The organism is Streptomyces sp. BE20, from assembly GCF_036322525.1.
GTDB lineage: Bacteria > Actinomycetota > Actinomycetes > Streptomycetales > Streptomycetaceae > Kitasatospora.
On the sequence record NZ_JAQYWW010000924.1, the window covers coordinates 17,395 to 38,024 of the forward strand.

Here is a 20,630-nt window from a genome sequence, read left to right on the forward strand (position 1 = left end):
CGGCCCTTCCCGGTTCGCCGCCCCGCCGATCCTGCCAGCCCGGGGCGCTCGTGCGCTTGGTGCGATGTGGTGGTGTCCGTCCGGGTGGCCGCGCGGGGCGGCGGCCACCCGGACGTGGTGGGCTAGAGGCCCTTGAGGATGGTCTCGATCTGGTCGAGGACGTTGATCGAGGTGCCGTACCGGTCGGTGGTGGCGTAGGTGACCGGGATGACCTTGCCGGCCTGGACGGCCTTGAGGTTCTTCCAGGACGGCTGCTTGTCGAGGTCCTTGGTGTCCTGCGGGACCTCGCCGGTGGCGGCCATCTTGGGGACGAGGATGAGGTCGGCGTCGGCGAGGACGTCGAGCTTCTCGACGGAGTAGGTGGTCTCGTGCTCCTTGGTGTCCGAGGACGCCTGGGAGAACTTGGCACCCGCGTCGTTGAGGACGCGGCCGACCCAGGAGGTGCTGGTGTCGACCAGGAACTCGCCGCCGCCGTAGGAGGAGGCGATGGTCCACTTCACGGAGTTGAGCTTGGTCGCGTAGTCCGTCTTGATCTTCGCGGCCTTGGCCTCGTAGTCGGACTTCAGCTTCTTGAACTCCGCGTCCTTGCCGACGGCGGTGGCGATCTTCTCCTGCGCGTTGAGCAGGTCAACCGGGGTGTCGACGCCGAAGTACAGGGTGGGGGCGATGCCTTCGAGCTTCTTGATGCCCCAGTCGAAGGCGCTGGCGCCCTCGACCACGATCAGGTCGGGCTTGAGGGAGGCGACCTTCTCGATGTTGATCTCGATGCCGGAGCCGATCGGCTCGATCTTCTTCGCGGCCTCGGTCTGCGAGGGCAGCAGCTCCATCGGGTTGTTGTCGTCGATGGTGCTGGTGCCGACCGGCTGGACGCCGAGGTCGAGCAGGGCGCCCGTGGCGTAGGAGACGCTGACGATGCGCTTGACGCCGGCCGGGACGGTGATCTTGCCGTTGGTGGCCTCGACCACCACGGGGCCGGACGCGGCGCTGCCGGCCGAGGGCGTGCCTGTGGCGTCCTTGCTGTCGCCGTTGGAACCGCAGGCCGCGAGGGTGAGCGCGGCGGTGGCGGCGACGGCGGCGATTCTGACGCTGCGGGACGTCAGGGCACGGGTGTTCATGGTTCTCCTTGAAGTGATACGCGGTGCGCGGCGGGTTCGGTGTGTCGGGCGAGCCCGCCGGAGTCCAGGGGGCCCGGTGCCTGGGGGCACGGGCGGTTTCGGCGGTTCCGGTCCTGCTCGGTACGGCTCTGGTGTTGCGCGGGCACGGCCCGGGGTGGTGCCCCGGGCGCGGCTCGGGTACGGCTCAGGCGCGGCTCAGGTAGGCCGACCAGGAGGCCACGGTGGGCTCCGCGCCGAGGTCCGCCAGGTCGGCGAACTCGGCCCGGGCGCCACGGGCGCGCCAGACCTCGACGAGGTGCATCACCCGCATCGAGTCGAGGCCGAGGTCGCGCAGGTCGTCGTCGTCACCGATGTCCTCCGGGCGCTCGCCGAGGATGTCGGCGATGTCCGCCCGGACGGTGTCCGGGTCGAAGCCCGTCGGGCCCGGTGCGGTGCTGGCGCTCATGCTGAAGGTCCGTTCGGTAGCGAGGGCGTGCGGTTCGGTGGGTCCGGCCGGGTGGATCCGGGCCGGTGGCCCGGGATCCGTGGTCAGCCGGCTACGCCGAGGCGGTTGTTCTGGGCCCGCAGCTGGGCGCCGGTCTGGCGCAGCAGGAGCGAGTCGCAGATCTCCCCGGAGCGGATGGCCAGGGTCGAGAGCAGGGCGGAGGTGATCCCGTGGGTGTGCTCGGTGCCGCCCTGGAGGTAGATCCCCACGTCGACGTGGTCCTCGGTCAGCACCCGGTGGTCGCGGTCGACGCGCAGGCGGCCCTGCTCGTCGGTGAGGAGCGTGGGGGCGAGGTCGCCGAGCAGCTCACGGGGGTCCACGTGGGTGTAGCCGGTGGCGAGGACGACCGCGTCGCAGTCGAGGGTCTGCTCCTCGTTGGTGGTCAGCGAGCGGACCTCGGCGCGCACGCCGTCCGTGTGCTGGGCGACACCGGTCAGGCGGTTGGCGTTGAGGACGCGCAGCCGCTCGCGGCCGGCGACCTTCTCCTGGTAGACGATCCGGTAGAGCTGCTCGATCAGATCGCCGTCGACCACGGAGTAGTTGGTGTTCGCGTGGTAGCGGAGCAGGGTCTGCTTGGCCTCCTCGGAGGCCCCGTAGAACTCGTCGACCGCGGCCGGGTCGAAGATCCGGTTGGCGAAGGGGCTGTCGTCGGCCGGGCTGTAGCCGTAGCGGGAGAGGACCGCGCAGATCTCGGCGTCGGGGAACGTGCGGTGGAGGTACTCGACCGCCTCGGCGGCCGACTGGCCGGCGCCGACCACGGCGATCCGTCGGTGGCGCAGTTCCTGGCCGACCAGTGTGGGTGCCTGCAGCAGCAGGTCCCGGGCGTGCCAGACGCGCTCGCCGAGCGTGACGCCGTCGGGGACACGCGGGGTCAGACCCGTGCCGACCGTGATGTTCCGGGCCCGGCGGACCTCCTGGTCGCCACCGGTGACCGCCTCGGAGACGACCTCGACGCTGTCGATCCGGCCGTCCGACTCCACCGGCCGCACGGCGGTGACCTTGCGGCCGTAGGCGGCCTGGTCGGTGAACTCCGCGGCGCACCACTCGAAGTAGTCGTGGAACTCCAGGCGGGTCGGGTAGAAGGACTTCAGGTTGATGAAGTCGACCAGCCGGCCCCGCTCCTGGAGGTAGGACAGGAAGGTGAAGCGGCTTCGCGGGTCACGCAGGGTCACCAGGTCCTTGAGGAAGGAGACCTGCATGGTGGCGCCGTCCAGCAGCATTCCCCGGTGCCATCCGAAACGTTCCTGCTTCTCCAGGAAGCGGACGCCGAGCGACTGCCCGGGGTTGCGACGGTTGTGGTCGTCGATCGCGATCGCCAGGGCCAGGTTGGCCGGGCCGAAGCCTATGCCGACCAGGTCGTCGACGCTGCCACCTCCGTAGTTTGCGCCGTTCTCGCGCGACATGACTCAATCCTTCCGTCTACTACTCGTTCAGGGGCCTGGAGCGGAGCTCCCGGACCTGTCGAACCCCGGCGTGACCACCGAAGACCTAAGGCAAGGCTTGCCTAAGTTCCCTTATCGGAGCCATGGAGTCAAGTTCACTGACCGGACCCGCATCCGGGCCCCGATCAGCGGTTTCTCCGAGTCGGGTGTGCTCATGACCGGATTTTCCGGACAGAGCGTCTGAATCAGGACATTCGAGCCCCGTTCACGGGCTCACCGCAGCGCGGGAGCCGTCTGCACCGCAGCATGCGGAGTGTCGGCCGGGGCGTCCGGCCGGGCCACGATCTCCGTCCCGGGCGAGGAGTCACCGAAGGAACGCAGCAGGGCGTAGGGCACCCGCCCGTCCAGGACCCGCACGACGCCCACCCCCGCACGCAGCGCGTCGAGACAGGCTTCCATCTTGGGCACCATCCCCCCGGTCAGGCCCGGCAGCAGCTCGGCCAGCTCGGGCGCGGTGAGCCGCGACACCACCTCGGTGTCGGAGGGCCACGAACGGTAGAGGCCGGGGACGTCGGTCAGCATCAGCAGCACGTCCGCACGCAGCGCGCCCGCCACCGCGGCGGCGGCCGTGTCGGCGTTGACGTTGTAGACGTTCCCGTCCTCGCCCCGGGCGACCGAGGAGACCACCGGGATGCGCCCGTCCGCCAACAGGGTCGACAGCAGCGACGGACTGACGGAGGAGACCTCGCCGACGAGGCCGATGTCGACCCGTTCGCCGTCCACCACCGCGTAGCGCTTGCGCGCGGTCATGGTGTGCGCGTCCTCGCCGGTCATCCCGACCGCGAACGGCCCGTGGGAGTTGATCAGGCCGACCAGCTCCCGCTGGACCTGACCCGCCAGCACCATCCGGACGGCCTCCATGGCCTCCGGCGTGGTGACCCGCAGGCCGGCCGTGAACGAGGAGGTCAGTCCGAGCCGTTGGAGCTGTGCGCCGATCTGCGGGCCGCCGCCGTGCACGACCACCGGGCGAAGGCCCGCGTAGCGCAGGAGGACGACGTCCCGGGCGAAGGCGGCCTTCCGGGCCTCGTCCACCATGGCGTTGCCGCCGAACTTCACGACGACGGTGGAACCCCGGAAGCGCCTCAGGTCGGACAGGCACTCCTGGAGACCGGGCGGGCGCCGCCCGGCTCCGACTCCGCCGGACCTGCCAGGACTCACACTGCCTCTGCCCACCAGTCCCACGCGTCCTTTGTCTCAACTCGTTCATTCCGGCCGCACCGTGTCCCACCAGCCCGCCCGGTCACGGTCGAGGAAGGTGAGTCCCTCGCCCGGCCCTGGTTAGGCAAGGTTGACCTTACATTGCCCACTCTGCCCCGTCACGACCGCGAACCCGGCGGGCGGCGAGGTTCCGCCACCCCTCCGGCACCGCGCGGAGCCGGTCCGACCGACTCCTGACGGGTCGCCAACCCCCGGTCAGCGGCCGCTCGGAGGGGCTACGGCGAGGCCGGTCCGGGCGCCCGGACCGGGCACCGAATCCGGCCAATTTAGGATAGGCTCACCTAACTAAAAATCGTGGCGGAGAGTGTTCCGCCCCACCCTCCGAGGAGTGAGTGCACGAGTGAGCCTCGTTCAGCAAGGGGTCCCCGCGGGCGGCCCCGCCGAACCCCTCCGGTCCCGACGGACCGCGCCCCGACTACGCGCCGCAGGGCTGCTGGCCGCCCTCCTGCTGCTCCTCGTGATCGTGGTGCTCAGCATCTCGGTGGGTGCACGATCCATCCCCTTCACCACCGTCCTGCACGGGCTCTTCGCACCCGACGGAACCGAGAACGCCGTCATCGTCCAGGACTACCGGCTCACCCGGACCCTGCTGGGACTCGCGGTGGGCGCGGGCCTCGGCCTGGCCGGCGCCCTCATGCAGGCGCTCACCCGCAACCCGCTCGCCGACCCGGGCCTGCTCGGCATCGAGTCCGGCGCCTCCGCCGCCGTCGTCGCCGGCATCGGCCTCTTCCACGTCACCACCCTGGCCGGCTACGTCTGGTTCGCCCTGGCCGGCGCCGCGCTCACCGCGACCGCCGTCTACACGCTCGGCACCGCAGGCCGCTCGGCCGCCTCCCCGATCCGGCTGGTCCTGGCCGGCACCGCGGTCAACGCCTCGCTCATCGCGGGCATCTCCACCCTCACCTTCCTGGACCGCGACTCCTTCGCCACCCTGCGCACCTGGTCCGTCGGCACCCTCGCCGGGCGCAGCGACGCCGTCCTCCTCCAGGTGACGCCGTTCCTGCTGACCGGCATCGTGCTCGCCCTCGCCCTGGCCGGTCCGCTGAACGCGCTGGCCCTCGGCGACGACATCGGCAGCGCGCTCGGGGCCCGGCCGGCCCGCACCCGGGTGCTCGGCGCGGTGGCGGTCGCCCTGCTCTGCGGCGCGGCGACCGCCGCCGTCGGGCCGATCGGCTTCGTCGGCCTCATCGTGCCGCACGCCGTACGGCTCGTCACCGGGCCGGACCAGCGCTGGCTGCTGGCCTACTGCCTGGTCCTGTCCCCCGCCCTGCTGCTCGGCGCCGACGTGCTCGGGCGGATCCTGGTCCGCCCCGACGAACTGGCCGTCGGCATCGTCACCGCCGCCCTGGGCGCCCCCGTCCTCGTCGCCCTGGTCCGCCGCCGGAAGGTCCCCCAGCTGTGAGCCCCCTCCCGGACAGCCCGTCCGGCACCCTGCTGCCCCCGTCGGCCCCCCGCGCCCTGCCCGCGCCCGCGGTACCGGACCCGGCCCGGCTCGTCCCCGGTCTGCGGATCCGCCTCGGTCCCCTGCAGCTGCGGGTCGCCCGGCGTCCGCTGGTGGCCGGCTGCGGTCTGGCCCTCGCCCTGCTCACCGTGGCCGTCGTCACCCTCGGCACCGGTGACTTCCAGGTCTCCCCCGTCGACGTGGTCAAGGCGCTGGCCGGCCAGGGGACCGCGGCCACCGACTACGTGGTGAACAGCCTGCGGCTGCCCCGGCTCGCGGTCGGCCTCATCGTCGGCGCGGCCCTCGGCCTGAGCGGCGCCGTGTTCCAGAGCCTGGCCCGCAACCCGCTGGGCAGCCCGGACCTGATCGGGTTCGAGACCGGCGCCGCGACCGGGGCGCTCCTGCAGATCCTCGTGTTCGGCGGCGGACCGTTCGCGGTGGCGCTCGGCGCGGTCGGCGGCGGGTTCGCCACCGCCCTGACGGTCTACCTGCTGGCCTACCGGCGCGGCGTGCAGGGCTACCGGCTGATCGTGGTCGGGATCGCGGCGGGGGCACTGCTGAGTTCGGTCAACGCCTACCTGATGATCGAGGCGTCGATCGACGAGGCGCAGGCCGCGGCGGTCTGGCTCACCGGCTCGCTGAACGGTCGCGGATGGGACCAGTTCGGCCCCGCGGCGCTCGCGATCGGGCTCCTGCTGCCCGCCGTCCTGCTGCTCGGCCGGCACCTGCGGCTGATGGAGGCCGGCGACGACGCGGCGAAGGCACTCGGCGTGCCGGTGGAACGCTCACGCGCCCTGCTGGTGGTCTCCGCCGTGCTGCTCTCGGCCGTCGCCACCGCCTCGGCCGGGCCGATCTCCTTCGTCGCCCTGGCCGCACCGCAGCTCGCCCGCCGCCTCGGCCGGGCCGCCGGCGTCAGCCTGCTGCCCTCCGCGCTGATGGGGGCGCTGCTGCTCTGCCTCAGCGACCTCGCGGCCCAGCGGGTGGTGGCCCCGATCCAGCTGCCGGTCGGCATCATGACGGCGGCGATCGGCGGGCTCTACCTCGTCTGGCTGCTGCTCCACGAGTGGCGGTCCGGACGCCGCTGAGCCGACCGGACCCACCGCACCGCGAAGGCGCGGGCCGGCCCCCACCCGGGGGACGGTCCCGCGCCTTCGCGGTGACGGGCGGTCAGGAGGCGGCGTCGGCGCCCGGCTCCTCCTCGTCGTCGTCGGCGAGGTGGTGGTCCAGGTTGACGGTGCCGCGCTTCCAGTAGCCGTCGACGTCCGTGTAGTCCCGGTCGAACCCGGCGGCGCGCAGGTGGCGGCGGATCGGCTTCAGCTCGCCGGCCTCCCCGGTGATCCAGACGTAGGGCCGCCCGGGCGGGAACTCCAGGGCGCTGATCGCCCGGTGGAGCAGGTCGCCCTCGCCGTGGGCCAGGCCGTCGCGGTGCACCCAGGTGATCGCGGCGTCGGCCTTGGTCTCCAGGTGGTGCTCCTCACCGGCGTCGTCCACCAGGATGAACACCTTGGCGATCGCTCCCTCCGGCAGGATCTCCAGGTACCGGCTCAGACCGGGCAGGCCGGTCTCGTCGGAGGCCAGCAGGTACCAGTCGAACTCCAGCGGGACCATCACCGAGCCGCGGGGCCCGGCCAGACCGAGCTTCTGGCCGGGGGCGGCCTGCGCGGCCCAGACCGAGGCGACGCCGCTGCCGTGCAGGACGAAGTCGAGGTCCAGCTCGCCGGCCACCGGGTCGAAGCGGCGGGTGGTGTAGTCGCGGGAGATCGGGAACGGCGGGACGTCGGGGAAGATCAGGCCCTCGTCGTCGTCGCCGAGCACGGGGAGCACGGGCTCCAGCTCGCCGGGCGCCGGGAAGAAGGCCTTGACGTGGTCGGCGGGCGCCCGGTCGATGAACCCGGCCAGCTCGGGGCCGCCGAGGGTGACCCGGACCAGTCGGGGGGTGACCCGGGTGACCCGGATCACCTCCAGGGTCCGCAGGGCCAGGTCGTGGTAGACGGTGTCGATCAGGGGGGCGTTGCTGGTCATGGGGGTTGTCCTCTTCTCGGAGCCCGGGGACCGCCGTGCGGTCCCCGGATCATGCGGTCGTGCGATGGCGGCCCGGGTCCCGCCGGGGTCGGCGGACGGACGGGCGGAAGGCGCGCCCGTGGGAGGGGCGCGGGCGGACCGGCGGGGCCGGTTCACACCCCCTCCGCCAGCGCCCGCTGCACCAGCGGGCCGATCTCCTCCAGCGCCTGCGCGTCCATCAGTTCGTCGTGGGCGACGTCGAGCACGTGCTCGGCCAGCCTGCCCCGCAGGTACGGCGGCCAGACCTTCGCGGGCGCGTCCTCGGGGGCGGTGGTACGGGCCGCGGTGACGAACAGGGCGTCGCCCGTCCAGACCGGGGTGCGGCTGCCGGCCAGCAGGCCGACGCAGTGCACGTTGGTGTCGACGATCGCGTGGAGCAGATCCTCGTCGAAGCCGGCCAGCATGCCCTGGCTGGCCCGGATCGCGGCGATCGCCTCCTCCCGGCCGACCGGTCGGCCGGCCTCTCCCCCGGCGCCGGCCGTGTCCCCGGGCGCCGCCAGGCCGAGCCCGGCCACCCCGGTCAGGAACCCGCTCTCCTCCTCGGCGAGCCGCTCGCGGAAGCGCGGGTCCGTGACGAAGGACCAGTCCTCGGTCTCCGGCGGGTAGGCGTCCAGCAGCCCGAGGAGGGCCACCTCCTCACCGCCCTCCTGGAGCAGCGCCGCCATGGTGTGGGCGACCGTCCCGCCGAAGGAGTAGCCCAGCAGGTGGTACGGGCCGTGCGGCTGCACCGCCCGCACCTCCGCGAGGTACAGCTCGGCCAGACCTCGGACGTCCTCGACCTTCGGGAGCTCACCGCGCAGGCCCGGCGACTGGAGGCCGTACAGCGGGCGCTCCCGGTCGAGATGGCGCAGCAGGCCCGCGTACTGCCAGCTGAAACCGGAGGCCGGGTGGACGCAGAACAGCGGCGGCAGCGCGCCCTTCTCCCGCAGCGGCAGCAGGGTGCGCAGCGCGTCACGGCGGGCGTCGGTGCCGAGCCGGGCCGCCGCCCCCGCGACGGTCGGGGCGGCCATCAGGGTGGCGACCTGGACCGGGGTGTTGAGCTCGGCCCGGATCCGGCCGGCCAGCCGCATCGCGAGCAGCGAGTGGCCGCCGAGTTCGAAGAAGTTGTCGTCGACACCGACCTCGGGCACGCCCAGGACCTCCGCGAAGAGCTCGCAGAGCAGGGCCTCGCGGGCGTCGGCGGGCGGCCGGGAGGACCCCCGGCCGGCGGGGCCGGGCACCGGGAGCGCGGCGCGGTCGACCTTGCCGTTGACCGTCAGCGGCAGCGCGTCGAGCTCGACGAACGCGGCCGGGACCAGGTACTCGGGCAGGGTCGCGGCCAGTGCGGCGCGCAGCGCGGCGGAGTCGGCCGGGAGGCCGGGGGCGGGGACGGTGTAGGCGACCAGGCGTGCGCCGCCCGGGCCCCGCTGCGCGACGACGGCAGCCGCGGCGACGGCGTCCAGGGCGAGCAGCGCGGACTCGACCTCGCCGGGCTCGACCCGGAAGCCGCGGATCTTGACCTGCTGGTCGGCCCGGCCCAGGTAGTCCAGCCTGCCGTCCGCCCGGAACCTCATCCGGTCGCCGGTGCGGTACATCCGCCCGCCGGGCGGGCCGTACGGGTCGGCGACGAAGCGGCCGGCCGTCAGACCGGGCCGGTCGTGGTAGCCGCGCGCCAGGCCGTCCCCGGCGAGGTACAGCTCGCCGGGCACGCCCACCGGGACCGGGCGCAGGGCCTGGTCCAGTACGTACGCCCGGGTGTTCATGACGGGCCGTCCGACGGTGGCGGTGGCGCTCTCGCCGACGCCCGCGCCGAGCGCGTTGATGGTGTACTCGGTGGGCCCGTACAGGTTGTAGCCGGTGGTCCCGTCGGTCCGGTCGAGCAGCTGCCAGAGGGACTCGGGGACGGCCTCGCCGCCGAGCAGGACGAGCACCGGCCGGTGCCGGCCGTCGGCGAGCAGTCCGGCCTCGATCAGCTGCTGGGCGTAGGACGGGGTGACGTTGACGACGTCGACGCGCTCGCGGACGTAGTGGTCGACGAGGGCGTCCGGGTCGAGCCGCAGCCGTTCGCCGATGACGTGCACCTCGTGGCCGTCGACCAGCCAGAAGAACTCCTCCCACGACATGTCGAAGGCGAAGGAGACGGTGTGGGCGATCCGCAGCCGCCGCCCGCCGGCCCCGGTCACGGCAGGGCCGAAGATCCGGGCCCGGTGGTTGACCAGCATCGTGGTCAGCCCGCGGTGCGGGACGACCACGCCCTTGGGCCGCCCGGTGGAGCCGGAGGTGTAGATCACGTAGGCCGGGTGGTCGGCGTGACGCGGGGCGGTGAGGTCGGCGGCGGTCACCGGCCCGGCCGGGACGGCGGCCTGTTCGGCCAGGCCGTCCGGGTCGTCGAGCACCAGGCGGGGCAGGTCGTCCGCGGCGGGCAGGCCGGCACCGACGGCCGTGACGGTGACGAGGCAGAGCGGGCGCGCGTCGGCGAGCATCTCGGCGAGCCGGGCGGCCGGGTGGTCCAGGTCGAGCGGCAGGTAGCCGGCGCCGGTGCGCAGCACGGCGAACAGGGCGACGACGAAGTCCGCGGAGCGCGGCAGCGCGAGGGCGACCAGGCGCTCCGGCCCGGCGCCGCGGGCGATCAGGGCGTGTGCCAGCCGGTCGGCCCGGCGGTCGAGTTCGGCGTAGGAGAGCCGCTCCTCGCCGAAGACCAGGGCGGTCGCGTCCGGGGTCCGGGCGGCCTGCTCCGCGAGCAGCCGGTCGACGGTGGTGTCGGGAACGGCGTGGCCGGTGTCGTCGCCGAGGCCGAGCAGCCTGCCCAGCTCGGCCGGTTCCGGGGTGCCGAGCCGGCCGACCGGGGCGGCGGGGTCCCCGGGCAGGGCGCGGACCAGGGCGGCGAGCCGTTCGGCCACGGCCCGGGCGGCCTCGGCGTCGAACAGGTCGGGCCGGTAGGCGAGGCTCAGCTCCAGGGCGCGCTCGGGCGTGACCGCGAGGGTCAGCGGGTAGTGGGTGCCGTCCACGCTGTGGGTCCAGCCGATCGCGTGGCGGGCGACGGCCTCCTCCCGGGCCGAGTCGTCCAGCGGGGTGTTGCGGAACACGTACAGGGTGTCGAAGAGGCGGCCGAAGCCGCTGAGCCGCTGGATCCGGCCGAGGCCCACCTGGTGGTGCGGCAGCAGGGCGGCGTGCTCCCGCTGGACCCGGACCAGGAGGTCGCGCAACGGCTCCCCGGGCCGGACGGTCACCCGGAACGGGAGGGTGTTCATGAACATCCCGATCATGGTGTCCACGCCCGCCAGCTCCGGCGGCCGGCCGGAGACGGTGGCGCCGAAGACCACGTCGTCCGAGCCGGTGAGGCCGGCCAGGGTGAGCGCCCACGCGGTGGACAGCACCGTGTTGAGGGTGATGCCGCAGGACCGGGCGAAGGCGCGCAGCCCGTCGCTGGTCGCCTCGTCCAGGACGATCGGGCAGACCTCGGCGATCACCGGCTGCCGGGCCGGGTCCTCGGGCGCGACCAGGGTCGCCTCGTCGAGGCCGGCGAGGTGGACCCGCCAGACCTCGGCGGCGGCCTCGCGGTCGGTCGCCGCGAGGTGGCGCAGGAACTCCCGGTACGGCGTGGCGGGCGCCAGCGCGTCCTCGTCGCCGCCGTGCCGGTAGAGGGCGAACAGCTCCTCGAAGAACAGCGACTCGGACCAGCCGTCGGTGAGGATGTGGTGCTGGGTCACGCAGAGCACGTACCGCTCGTCGGCGAAGCGGAACAGCGCGACGCGCAGCAGCGGCGGCGCCGCGAGGTCGAACCGGGTGGCGGCGTCGGCGTGCGAGAACTCCTCCAGGGCGCGGTCCTGGGCGGCCCGGTCGAGGTGGCCGAGGTCGGTCTCCTGCCAGGGAAGTTCCCACGCGCCGGGAACGATCTGCACCGGCTCGTCGAAGCCCTGGTGCCAGAAGCCCGCCCGCAGGTGGGGGTGGCGCCTGAGCAGCGCCTCGAAGGCACGGCGCAGCGCCGTCCGGTCGACGGCGTGCAGCAGCTCGATGAAGTTCTGCATGAGGTAGACGTCGAGCGCGCGGTCGTCGTAGACGGCGTGGAAGTACAGGCCCTCCTGGAGCGGGGAGAGCGGCAGCACCTCCTCGGCGTCGGGGCGGAGTTCGGCGGCCAGGGCGAGGGCGGCGTCGGGGACGAGGACGACGGCGGCGGGGTCCGGGCCGTCGGCGACGGTCCCGGCGTCCACCGCCGCGGCGGCGAGCCGGGCGGGTGTGCGGTGCTCGAAGACCTGGCGGGGGGTGAGGACCAGCTGCTCCTTGCGGAGCCGGCCGACCAGCTGGATCGAGCTGATCGAGTCCCCGCCGAGGACGAAGAAGTCGTCGTCGGCGCCGGCCGCGGCGAGGCCGAGGACGTCGGCGAAGACGCGGCACAGGACGGCCTCGGCCGGGGTCCGCGGAGCGCGGGAGGCCGGGTCGCCGGTGAGGACGGGGGCGGGCAGGGCGGCGCGGTCGAGCTTCCCGTTGACGTTGAGGGGCAGGGCGTCCAGGACCACCAGGGCGGCGGGGACGAGGTGTTCGGGCAGCGCGGCGGCCAGGGCGGCGCGGGCGCCGACCGGGTCGGCGTCACCGGTCAGGTAGCCCACCAGGCGGCGGACGCCGGGGGTGTCCTCGCGGACGACCACGGCGGCGGTGGCGACCCCGGGCAGCGCGGTGAGGGCGGCCTCGATCTCGCCGGGCTCGATCCGGAACCCGCGGATCTTGACCTGCTCGTCGGCCCGGCCCAGGTAGTCGAGGCGGCCGTCGGGCAGCCTGCGGACGAGGTCCCCCGTGCGGTACATCCGGCTGCCGGGCGGGCCGTACGGGTCGGCGACGAAGCGGCCGGCGGTCAGACCGGGCCGGTCGTGGTAGCCACGGGCCAGCCCGGTCCCGGCCAGGTACAGCTCGCCGGGGGCGCCGTCCGGTGCGGGGCGCAGCGCGTGGTCGAGGACCCTGGCGGCGGTGCCGGCGATCGGTGCGCCGACCAGCGGGCGCACGCTGTCCGCGAGGTCGGCGGCCAGGGCGTCGACGGTGTACTCGGTGGGGCCGTAGAGGTTGACGGCGCGTACGCCGTCGGCGGCGCGGACCGCGCTCCACTGGGCGGGCGGCACCGCCTCGCCGCCGAGCAGCAGCAGCCCCGGGCGGTGGGCGCCGTCGGCGAGCAGCCCCCAGTCGAGGAGCTGCTGGGCGTAGGTGGGGGTGACGTCGAGGGTGTCGACACGGTGGCGGCGGACGTAGCCGGTGACGAACTCGGGGTCGCGGCGCTCCGTCTCGTCGAGGAGGTGCAGTTCGTGCCCGGCGAGCAGCCAGAACAGCTGCTCCCAGGAGGTGTCGAAGGAGAACGAGGCGGTGTGCAGGGCCCGCAGGGGGCGGCCGGCCGCGCGGGCGGCCGGGTCGAGCAGCGCGGCCCGGTGGTTGGCGTAGAGGTTGGCGAGGCCGCGGTGGGTGAGGACCACGCCCTTGGGGCGGCCGGTGGAACCGGAGGTGTAGATGACGTAGGCGGGGTGCTCCGGGTCGACGGCAGGGAGCGGCGCGTCGGGCCCGGGGCCCGGGGCGGTGGCGGCGTCGGTGGCGGTGTCGTCCGGGCCGTCGAGCAGCAGCGGCCGGGGGCCGGCCGCGGGGAGCCGGTGGACGGTGCCCGCGGTGGTGACCAGGCAGGCCGGGGCCGCGTCGGCGATCATGTCGGCGAGGCGCTCGGCCGGGTGGTCGAGGTCCAGTGGCAGGTAGGCGGCGCCGCTGCGCAGCACGCCGAGCAGGGCGGTCACCGCCCCCACCGAACGCGGCACCGCGAGGGCGACCACCGACTCGGGGCCGATCCCGCGTGCGACCAGCCGGTGGGCCAGCTCCGCGGAGCGGCGGTCCAGTTCGGCGAAGGTCACGGACCGGCCGCCGGAGACGACGGCGGTGGCCCCGGGGGTCGCAGCGGCCTGCGCCGCGAAACGGTCGGCGACGCTCCCCCCGAAGGCGGCGGCCTCCGGGCCGTGCCCCGCCGCCGCCAGCCGGGCGTGCTCGTCGTCGGTGGTCAGCCGCAGCCTGCCCACCGTCGTGTCGGGGTCGGCGGCGATCCGCTCCAGCAGCGCGGCCAGCCGCTCGCCGATCCGCTCGACCCGGCGGTCGGTCAGCACGTCGGGCCGGTACTCCAGGTGGACCTCGACGGTGCGGCCGAGGTTGACGGCCAGGGTGAGCGGGTAGTGCGTGGCGTCGCGGGCGGTGACCCCGGTGACGGCGGCCCCGCCGGCGAGCGCGGGGCGGGCGGACGGGTCGACGGGGTAGTTCTCGACCACGAGCAGGGTGTCGAACAGCTCGCCGCCGCCGGCCTGCTTCTGGATCGCGTGCAGGCCGAGGTGGTGGTGGGAGAGCAGTTGGTTCTGTTCGCCGCGGAACCGGCGGACCAGCGCGGCGACGCTCTCCTCCGGGCGCACGGTGACCCGGACCGGGACGGTGGTGATGAACAGTCCGATCATCGAGTCGACGCCGGACAGTTCCTCGGGCCGACCCGACACGGTCAGGCCGAAGACGGCGTCGCGCCGCCCCGTCAGGGAGCCGAGCAGCAGCCCCCAGGCGCACTGGACGAGGGTGCTGGGGGTGGTGCCGAGCCGGCGGGCCGCCGCGGTGAGCCCGGCGGTCGCCTCCTCGGTGAGCCCCCGGGTGTGCCGGGCCGGCCGGACCGCCTGCCGGCCGGGGTCGGCCGGGGCGAGCAGGGTGGGGCCGTCCGTCCCCGCCAGCGCCGCGCGCCAGGCGCGTTCGGCGGCCGGCCGGTCCTGGTCGGCCAGCCAGCGCAGGTGGTCGCGGTAGGGGCGCACGGCGGGCAGGCCGCCGGGGTCGCCGTCCCGGTCGTACAGCTCCAGCAGCTCACGCACCAGGAGCGGCATCGACCAGCCGTCCACCAGGATGTGGTGCACGGTGACGATCAGCCGGTACTCGGTGTCGGCCACCCGGGCCAGCAGCAGGCGCAGCAGCGGCGGCCGGTGCAGGAGGAACCGCTCGGCCAGCTCGGCGCGTTCGGCCCGGTCCAGGGCCTCACCGTCCGGGACGCCGCCGGACGGGGCCGCGCCGGACGGGGCCGTGGCGTGCCCGGCCCGGAGGTCGTGCCCGGCCCGGAGGTCGGTCTCGCGGACGGCGATCCGCAGCTCGGCGGGGACGAACTGGACCGGCTCGGGCACGTTCTCGTGCCAGAACCCGGCGCGCAGGTTGGCGTGCCGGCGCAGCAGCGCGTCGGCGGCGGTGCCGAGCCGGGCCGCGTCGACCGGGCCGCTCAGCGAGACGGTCAGCTGGACGGTGTAGACGTCCGTGGCCCGGTCGTCGTAGGAGGAGAGGAACAGCATGCCCTGCTGGAGCGGGGAGAGCGGGAGCATGTCCGCGAGGCCGGTCCTGGTCATCGCTGGTCCTTCCACATCTGTTCGAGCATGGCGATCTGGTCCTGGTCGAGGGAGAGCAGATCGAGGTCGGAGGGGGTGTGGCCGCCGGAGCCGGCGGTGCCGGCCCAGGTGGCGAGGCCGTCGAGCGCGGCGGTCCACGCCTCGGCGAGGGCGCGTGCGGTCGACTCCGGCAGGGCGCCGGCGGCGGGGATCCAGTCCGCGACGAGCCGGGGGCCGTCGGGGCCGGGGTCGATCCGGGCCACGATCTCCAGCGCGTGGGAGAGCGGGGCCCCGGGGTCGGGCTCGACGCCGACGGCGTCGGCCTCGGGGGCCGGTCCCCAGACGGTGCCGGGGGTGTGGGTGCGCCGGCCGAGGTAGTTCCAGAGCACTTCGGGCCGGGCGGCCGGGTCGAAGCGGCGGGCGGTGGCGGGGTTGGCGTAGCGGAGCAGGCCCGCACCGATCCCGCCGGCGGGGACGGCCCGCAGCTGTTCCTTCACCTCCTTGAGGGCGCGCCCGGCATCCTCGGCGCCGGTGAGGGCGGCGGCCGGGTCGACCCGGCCGGGGGCGAGGCGCACGGGGTACAGGCTGGTCAGCCAGCCGACGGTGCGGGAGAGGTCGGCGCCGGGCAGCAGGTCCTGTTCCCGGCCGTGGCCCTCCAGTTCGACCGGTAGCCCGCCGTCCGGCCGGTCCGGGTCGAGGTGGGCGGCGGCCAGGGCCAGCGCGGTGAGCAGCACGTCGTTGACGGTGCCGTGCACGGCCCCGGGGACGGTGTCGAGCAGGGGCGCGGTCCGTCCGGCGGAGAGCGTGACGGTGAACGGGCGCGCGGTGTCGGCGGTGTCCCGGGCCGGGTCCAGCGGACGCGACCCGATCAGGCGCCGGTCCTTCCCGCTCTCCCCGGCCGCCAGCCAGTGGCCGAGTTCGGCGGTCCGGCGGGGGCTGTGGGCCTCCGCGAGGAGGTGCTCGGTCCACGCGCGCAGCGAGGTGGCGACCGGTTCCAGGACCGGCGGCCGGCCGGCGGCGGCGTCCTGCCAGGCGGCCCGCAGGTCGTCCAGCAGGATGCTCCAGGAGACCTCGTCGACCGCGAGGTGGTGGGCCGTCAGCAGCAGGCGGCCCGCGGCCTCCCGGCCGGCGTCCAGGTGGACGGCCTGGAGGAGACGTCCGGTGCCGGGGCGCAGGCGGCCGACGGCCGCGTCCGACTCGGTGGCGACCAGCTCCCGCAGGGCGGCGTCGTCGAGCCCGGCGGCGGGGACGGCGCGCAGGCTGTCGGCGGCGGTCACGGATCCGGGCGGGGCGGTTTCGGCCGACCAGACGCCGGGGTCCGGCCGGTGCAGGACCTGGCGCAGACCGGCGTGCCGGTCGAGCAGCGCCTGGAGGGCGGTGGCCAGGTCCGCCGTACGGACACCGACGGGCAGGAGCACCAGCCTGGCCTGGGCGATCCGGTCGACCGGGCCGCCGCGTTCGGCGAGCCAGTGGGCGATCGGGGGCAGCGGCAGCGGACCGGTTCCGTCGTCCTGCGGCCGGACGGCGGCCGGCGCCGCCGGCACGGCGAGCTCGGCGAGCTCGGCGAGCCGGGCGGGGGTGGGTGCCTCGAAGACCTGCCGGGCGGTGAGGGTCAGGCCCGCCTTGCGGGCCAGCGACACCAGCCGGATGGAGACGATGCTGTCGCCGCCGAGTTCGAAGAAGTCGGCGTGCCGGTCGACGGCGGTCAGGCCGAGGGCCTCGGCCATCAACCGGGCCAGCACGACGGCGGGTTCGGCGGTCCCCGAAGGTTCGGCGGGCTCGGCGACGGTCGCGGCGGTCCCGTCGGCCGTGCCGGGCTCGGCCGCCGGGGCGACCGGCGGCACCGGCAGGGCCCGCCGGTCGAGCTTGCCGTTGACGGACAGCGGCAGGGCGTCGACGAGGACGATCGGCGCCGGCACCATGTACGCCGGGAGCCGCTCCGCCGCGAGCTTGCGCAGGTGGCGGGTGTCCGGAACGCGACCCGGCTCCGGGACGACGTACCCGATCAGACGGTCGCCCCCGGTGCCCGACGCGCGGACGGCCGCGGCGGCCAGGGCGACGCCCGGCAGGGCGGCCAGCGCGGCCTCCACCTCGCCGAGTTCGATCCGCAGGCCGCGCAGCTTGACCTGGTCGTCGGTCCGGCCGAGGTAGTGCAGCCGGCCGTCGGCCGTCCGCCGGGCGAGGTCGCCGGTGCGGTACATCCGGCTGCCGGGCGGACCGTACGGGTCGGCGGTGAACCGCTCGGCGGTCAGCGCCGCCCGGTTCAGGTAGCCGCGCGCCAGCTGCACCCCGGTCAGGTACAGCTCCCCGGGGGTCCCGAGCGGGACGGGACGCAGCCGCGCGTCCAGGACCCGGACCCCGGTGTTCCACACCGGGTGGCCGACGGGCACGCTGCCGCCGGACCGGCCGGTGCCGGGCCGGTAGTGCTCGGCGGTGACGTCGACCGCCGCCTCGGTGGGGCCGTAGAGGTTCTCCAGGGCCACCTCCCGGCCGGCGCAGGACTCCCGGAAGCGCTCGGCGAGGTCGACCGGGAGGGCCTCGCCGCTGCACACCACCCGCCGCAGCGAGGGGCACTCGGCGAGCCGCTGGTCGGTGAGGAAGGCGGCGAGCATCGAGGGCACGAAGTGCGCGACGGTGGCGCGGTGGCGGCGGATCAGGTCGGCGAGGTAGCCGGGGTCACGGTGCCCGTCGGGGCGGGCGACCACCGCGGGCACGCCCGCGGCGAACGGCCAGAACAGCTCCCAGACCGAGACGTCGAAGCCGGCCGGGGTCTTGTGCAGCACCCGGTCGTCCCCGCCGAGGGGGTAGGCGTCCTGCATCCACCGCAACCGGTTGACGATCGCGGCGTGGCCGACCTGGACGCCCTTGGGCAGGCCGGTGGAGCCGGAGGTGAAGATGACGTACGCGGGGTGGTCGGGCCTCAGCGGGGCGAGCCGGTCGTGATCGGTGACCGGTCCGGCCGGGGCGGACGCCAGGGCGGCCTCCGTCTCCGGGTCCCCCAGCAGGACGGCGTCGGGGGCGTCGACGGGCAGCCGGCCGGCCGATCCGGATTCGGTGAGCACACAGACCGGGCGGGCCGTGCCGAGGAGGTGGCGCAGCCGCTCGGCCGGGTGGTCGAGGTCGAGCGGCAGGTAGGCGCCGCCGGCCCGGACCACCGCGTGGACGGCCACCAGCAGGTCGGCGGAGCGCGGCAGGGCCACCGCGACCACGCTCTCCGGGCCGACCCCGCGGGCGATCAGCAGCCGGGCGAGCCGGTCGGCGCGGTCGTCGAAGGCCGCACGGGACAGCTCGGCGCCGTCCGTCAGCACCGCGGGGCGGGCGGCCCCGGCGCGGGCTCCGGCGGCGACCAGGTCGGGCAGCGTGGCCGGGTCGCCGGGGACGGCCGGGTGGTCGGTGGACTCCGGCCCGTACAGGGCGAGTTCACGCTCGCCCTCGGCCATCGGGTCGAGGTCGGCGACGGGGCGCGCCGGGTCCGCGACGGCCTGCTCCACGAGGCGGACCAGCCGGTCCGCGAGGGCGCGGGCGGTCGCTTCGTCGAAGCGGTCCCGGCTGTACCGGACGCCGCCCTCCAGTCGCCCGCTGCCGTCGGCGGCCGGGCCGACCGCGAACTCCAGGTCGAACTTGGCGCCGCCGGTGTCCACCAGCAGCTCCGCCGCCGGGAGGTCGAAGAGCCGGGCCGGGGCGGGAGCGGCGGAGTGGAAGGTGACCATGGTCTGGAAGAGCGGGTGACGCCCGGCCGTACGGGCCGGCGCGACCGCCCGGACCACCTGGTCGAACGGCAGGTCGGCGTGGTCGAAGGCCTCCAGGTCGGCGTCCCGGACCCGCTCCAGCAGGGCGGCGAAGGCCGGGGCGCCGGAGAGGTCGGTGCGCAGCGCCAGGGTGTTGAGGTGGTAGCCGACCTGGTCCCGGAGGACGGCCTCGCCGCGGGCCGAGACGGGTGCCCCGACCACGATGTCCTCGCCCCCGCCGAGCCGGTGCAGCAGCGTGGCGACCACGGCGTGGACGGCCATGAACAGGGTGGCGCCGTGGGCCCGGGCGAGTGCGGTGAGCGCCCCGGCGGTGTCGGCCGGGAGCTCGAAGAGGGCGACGGCGCCCCGGTGGGTGGGGCGGGCGGGCCGGGGGCGGTCGGCGGGCAGCGCGACCTCCTCGGGCGCCCCGGCCAGCGTGCGCGTCCAGTAGGCCCGCTGCCGGTCGCCGGTCCGGGCCAGCAGCTCGCCCTGCCAGCGGGCGAAGTCCGCGTACTGGACGGGGAGTTCGGCGAACTCGGGGGCCCGTCCGGCCCGTCGGGCCGTGTAGGCGGCGTCGAGGTCGGCGAGCAGCGGGGCGGTCGACTCCTCGTCGCCCGCGATGTGGTGCAGCGTCAGCAGGAGGACGTGCTCGCCCTCGTCGACCCGCACCAGGTGGGCACGGAACGGCGGCTCGGCGGCGAGGTCGAACGGCGGAGCGAGCAGGGTGCGCAGGGTGGCGTCCAGCCCGTCCTCGCCGACCGGCAGCACGGTGAGCGGCACCGGGTGCGCGCCGGGAGCGAGCACCTGCTGGTACGGCTCGCCGTCGTGCTCGCGCACGACGGTCCGCAGGCTCTCGTGCCGGGCCGCGACGTCGGCGAGGGCGGCGGCGAGGGCGCCGGGGTCGAGCGCTCCGGTGAGCCGGAGCGCGATCGGTACGTGGTAGGCGGAGCCGGAGTCCTGCACCTGGTGGAGCAGCCAGAGGCTGAGCTGGGCGGGCGACAGCGGCGGGTGCGCCGGGCGCGGGCCCGCGGTGAGCTCCGGCCGGTCGGTCCCGGCCCGCTCGGCGAGCCGGGCGGCGAGCCCGGCGGGCGTGGGCGCGGCGAAGACGTCCCGGACCGCGGTCTCGGTCCGCAGCACGGTGCGGATCCGCCCGGCCAGCCGGGTGGCCAGCAGGGAGTGGCCGCCGAGGGCGAAGAAGTCGTCCTCGGGCCCTACGTCCGGGAGGTCGAGCACGGTGGCGAAGGCCCCGCAGAGCAGCTCCTCGCGGGCGTCGCGCGGCGGGCGGGAGAGCGCCACCGCCGGGGCGGACGGGGCGGGCAGGGCCGCCCGGTCCAGCTTGCCGTTGGCGGTCGTCGGCAGCTGCGGGAGCACCACCACGGCGGCGGGCACCAGGTAGTCGGGCAGCGTCCCGGCGAGGGCGCGGCGCAGGGCCGCCGGGTCGGCGCCACCGGTGGCGTAGCCGACCAGGCGCCGGTTGCCGGGGGTGTCCTCGCGGACCAGCGCGGCGGCGGCGCCGACGCCGGGCAGGGCCGCCAGCGCGGCCTCCACCTCGCCGAGTTCGATCCGGAAGCCGCGCAGCTTGACCTGGTCGTCGGTCCGGCCGAGGTACTCCACCAGGCCGTCGGCCGTCCGCCGGGCGAGGTCGCCCGTGCGGTACATCCGGCTGCCCGGCGGACCGTACGGGTCGGCGGTGAACCGCTCGGCGGTCAGCGCCGCCCGGTTCAGGTACCCCCGCGCCAGCTGCACCCCCGCGAGGTACAGCTCACCCGGCACACCCGGCGGCACCGGACGCAGCCGCGCGTCC

At 75.3% G+C, this 20,630-nt stretch carries 9 protein-coding genes; 2 read left to right on the top strand and 7 right to left on the bottom strand.

The genetic code is table 11. The features are described 5' to 3' along the window. Positions 1–122: 122 nt before the first annotated feature. From PUR61_RS21365 to argB, 4 genes are all read right to left on the bottom strand, one after another. Entirely contained in the window at positions 123–1,115 is a 993-nt protein-coding gene (locus PUR61_RS21365) for an ABC transporter substrate-binding protein (RefSeq protein ID WP_329880802.1), read from the bottom strand. Positions 1,116–1,299: 184 nt separating this feature from the next. Next, positions 1,300–1,560, bottom strand: coding sequence for a phosphopantetheine-binding protein (locus PUR61_RS21370; RefSeq protein WP_329880803.1), 261 nt, complete (start codon positions 1,558–1,560; stop codon positions 1,300–1,302). Between the two features lie 83 nt (positions 1,561–1,643). After that, entirely contained in the window at positions 1,644–3,002 is a 1,359-nt protein-coding gene (locus tag PUR61_RS21375) for a lysine N(6)-hydroxylase/L-ornithine N(5)-oxygenase family protein (RefSeq protein ID WP_329880805.1), read from the bottom strand. A 252-nt stretch (positions 3,003–3,254) separates the two neighbouring features. Then, positions 3,255–4,199, bottom strand: coding sequence for an acetylglutamate kinase (argB, locus tag PUR61_RS21380; RefSeq protein WP_443035215.1), 945 nt, complete (start codon positions 4,197–4,199; stop codon positions 3,255–3,257). Between the two features lie 400 nt (positions 4,200–4,599). On the opposite strand from argB, the gene PUR61_RS21385 reads away from it, so the two are divergent. Both PUR61_RS21385 and PUR61_RS21390 read left to right on the top strand, forming a co-directional pair. Next, positions 4,600–5,661, top strand: a complete 1,062-nt coding sequence (locus tag PUR61_RS21385) for a FecCD family ABC transporter permease (protein ID WP_329880807.1) — start codon at positions 4,600–4,602, stop codon at positions 5,659–5,661. Beyond that, entirely contained in the window at positions 5,658–6,785 is a 1,128-nt protein-coding gene (locus tag PUR61_RS21390; RefSeq protein ID WP_329880809.1) for a FecCD family ABC transporter permease, read from the top strand. Before PUR61_RS21385 ends, PUR61_RS21390 begins: the two co-directional genes overlap by 4 nt. An 82-nt stretch (positions 6,786–6,867) precedes the next feature. Here the strand turns inward: PUR61_RS21390 and PUR61_RS21395 are convergent, their stop codons facing one another. The 3 genes from PUR61_RS21395 to PUR61_RS21405 form a co-directional block, all read right to left on the bottom strand. Next, a complete protein-coding gene (locus PUR61_RS21395; RefSeq protein WP_329880810.1) occupies positions 6,868–7,722 on the bottom strand; it encodes a siderophore-interacting protein in 855 nt (284 codons plus the stop codon). 152 nt (positions 7,723–7,874) lie between these two features. After that, the gene (locus PUR61_RS21400; RefSeq protein ID WP_329880812.1) at positions 7,875–15,119 is read right to left on the bottom strand and encodes a non-ribosomal peptide synthetase; all 7,245 of its coding nucleotides are present in this window, start codon (positions 15,117–15,119) and stop codon (positions 7,875–7,877) included. Further along, positions 15,116–20,630 (bottom strand): amino acid adenylation domain-containing protein (locus tag PUR61_RS21405; RefSeq protein ID WP_443035214.1); only part of this gene is annotated, 5,515 nt, incomplete at its 5' end. The genes PUR61_RS21400 and PUR61_RS21405, both read right to left, overlap by 4 nt.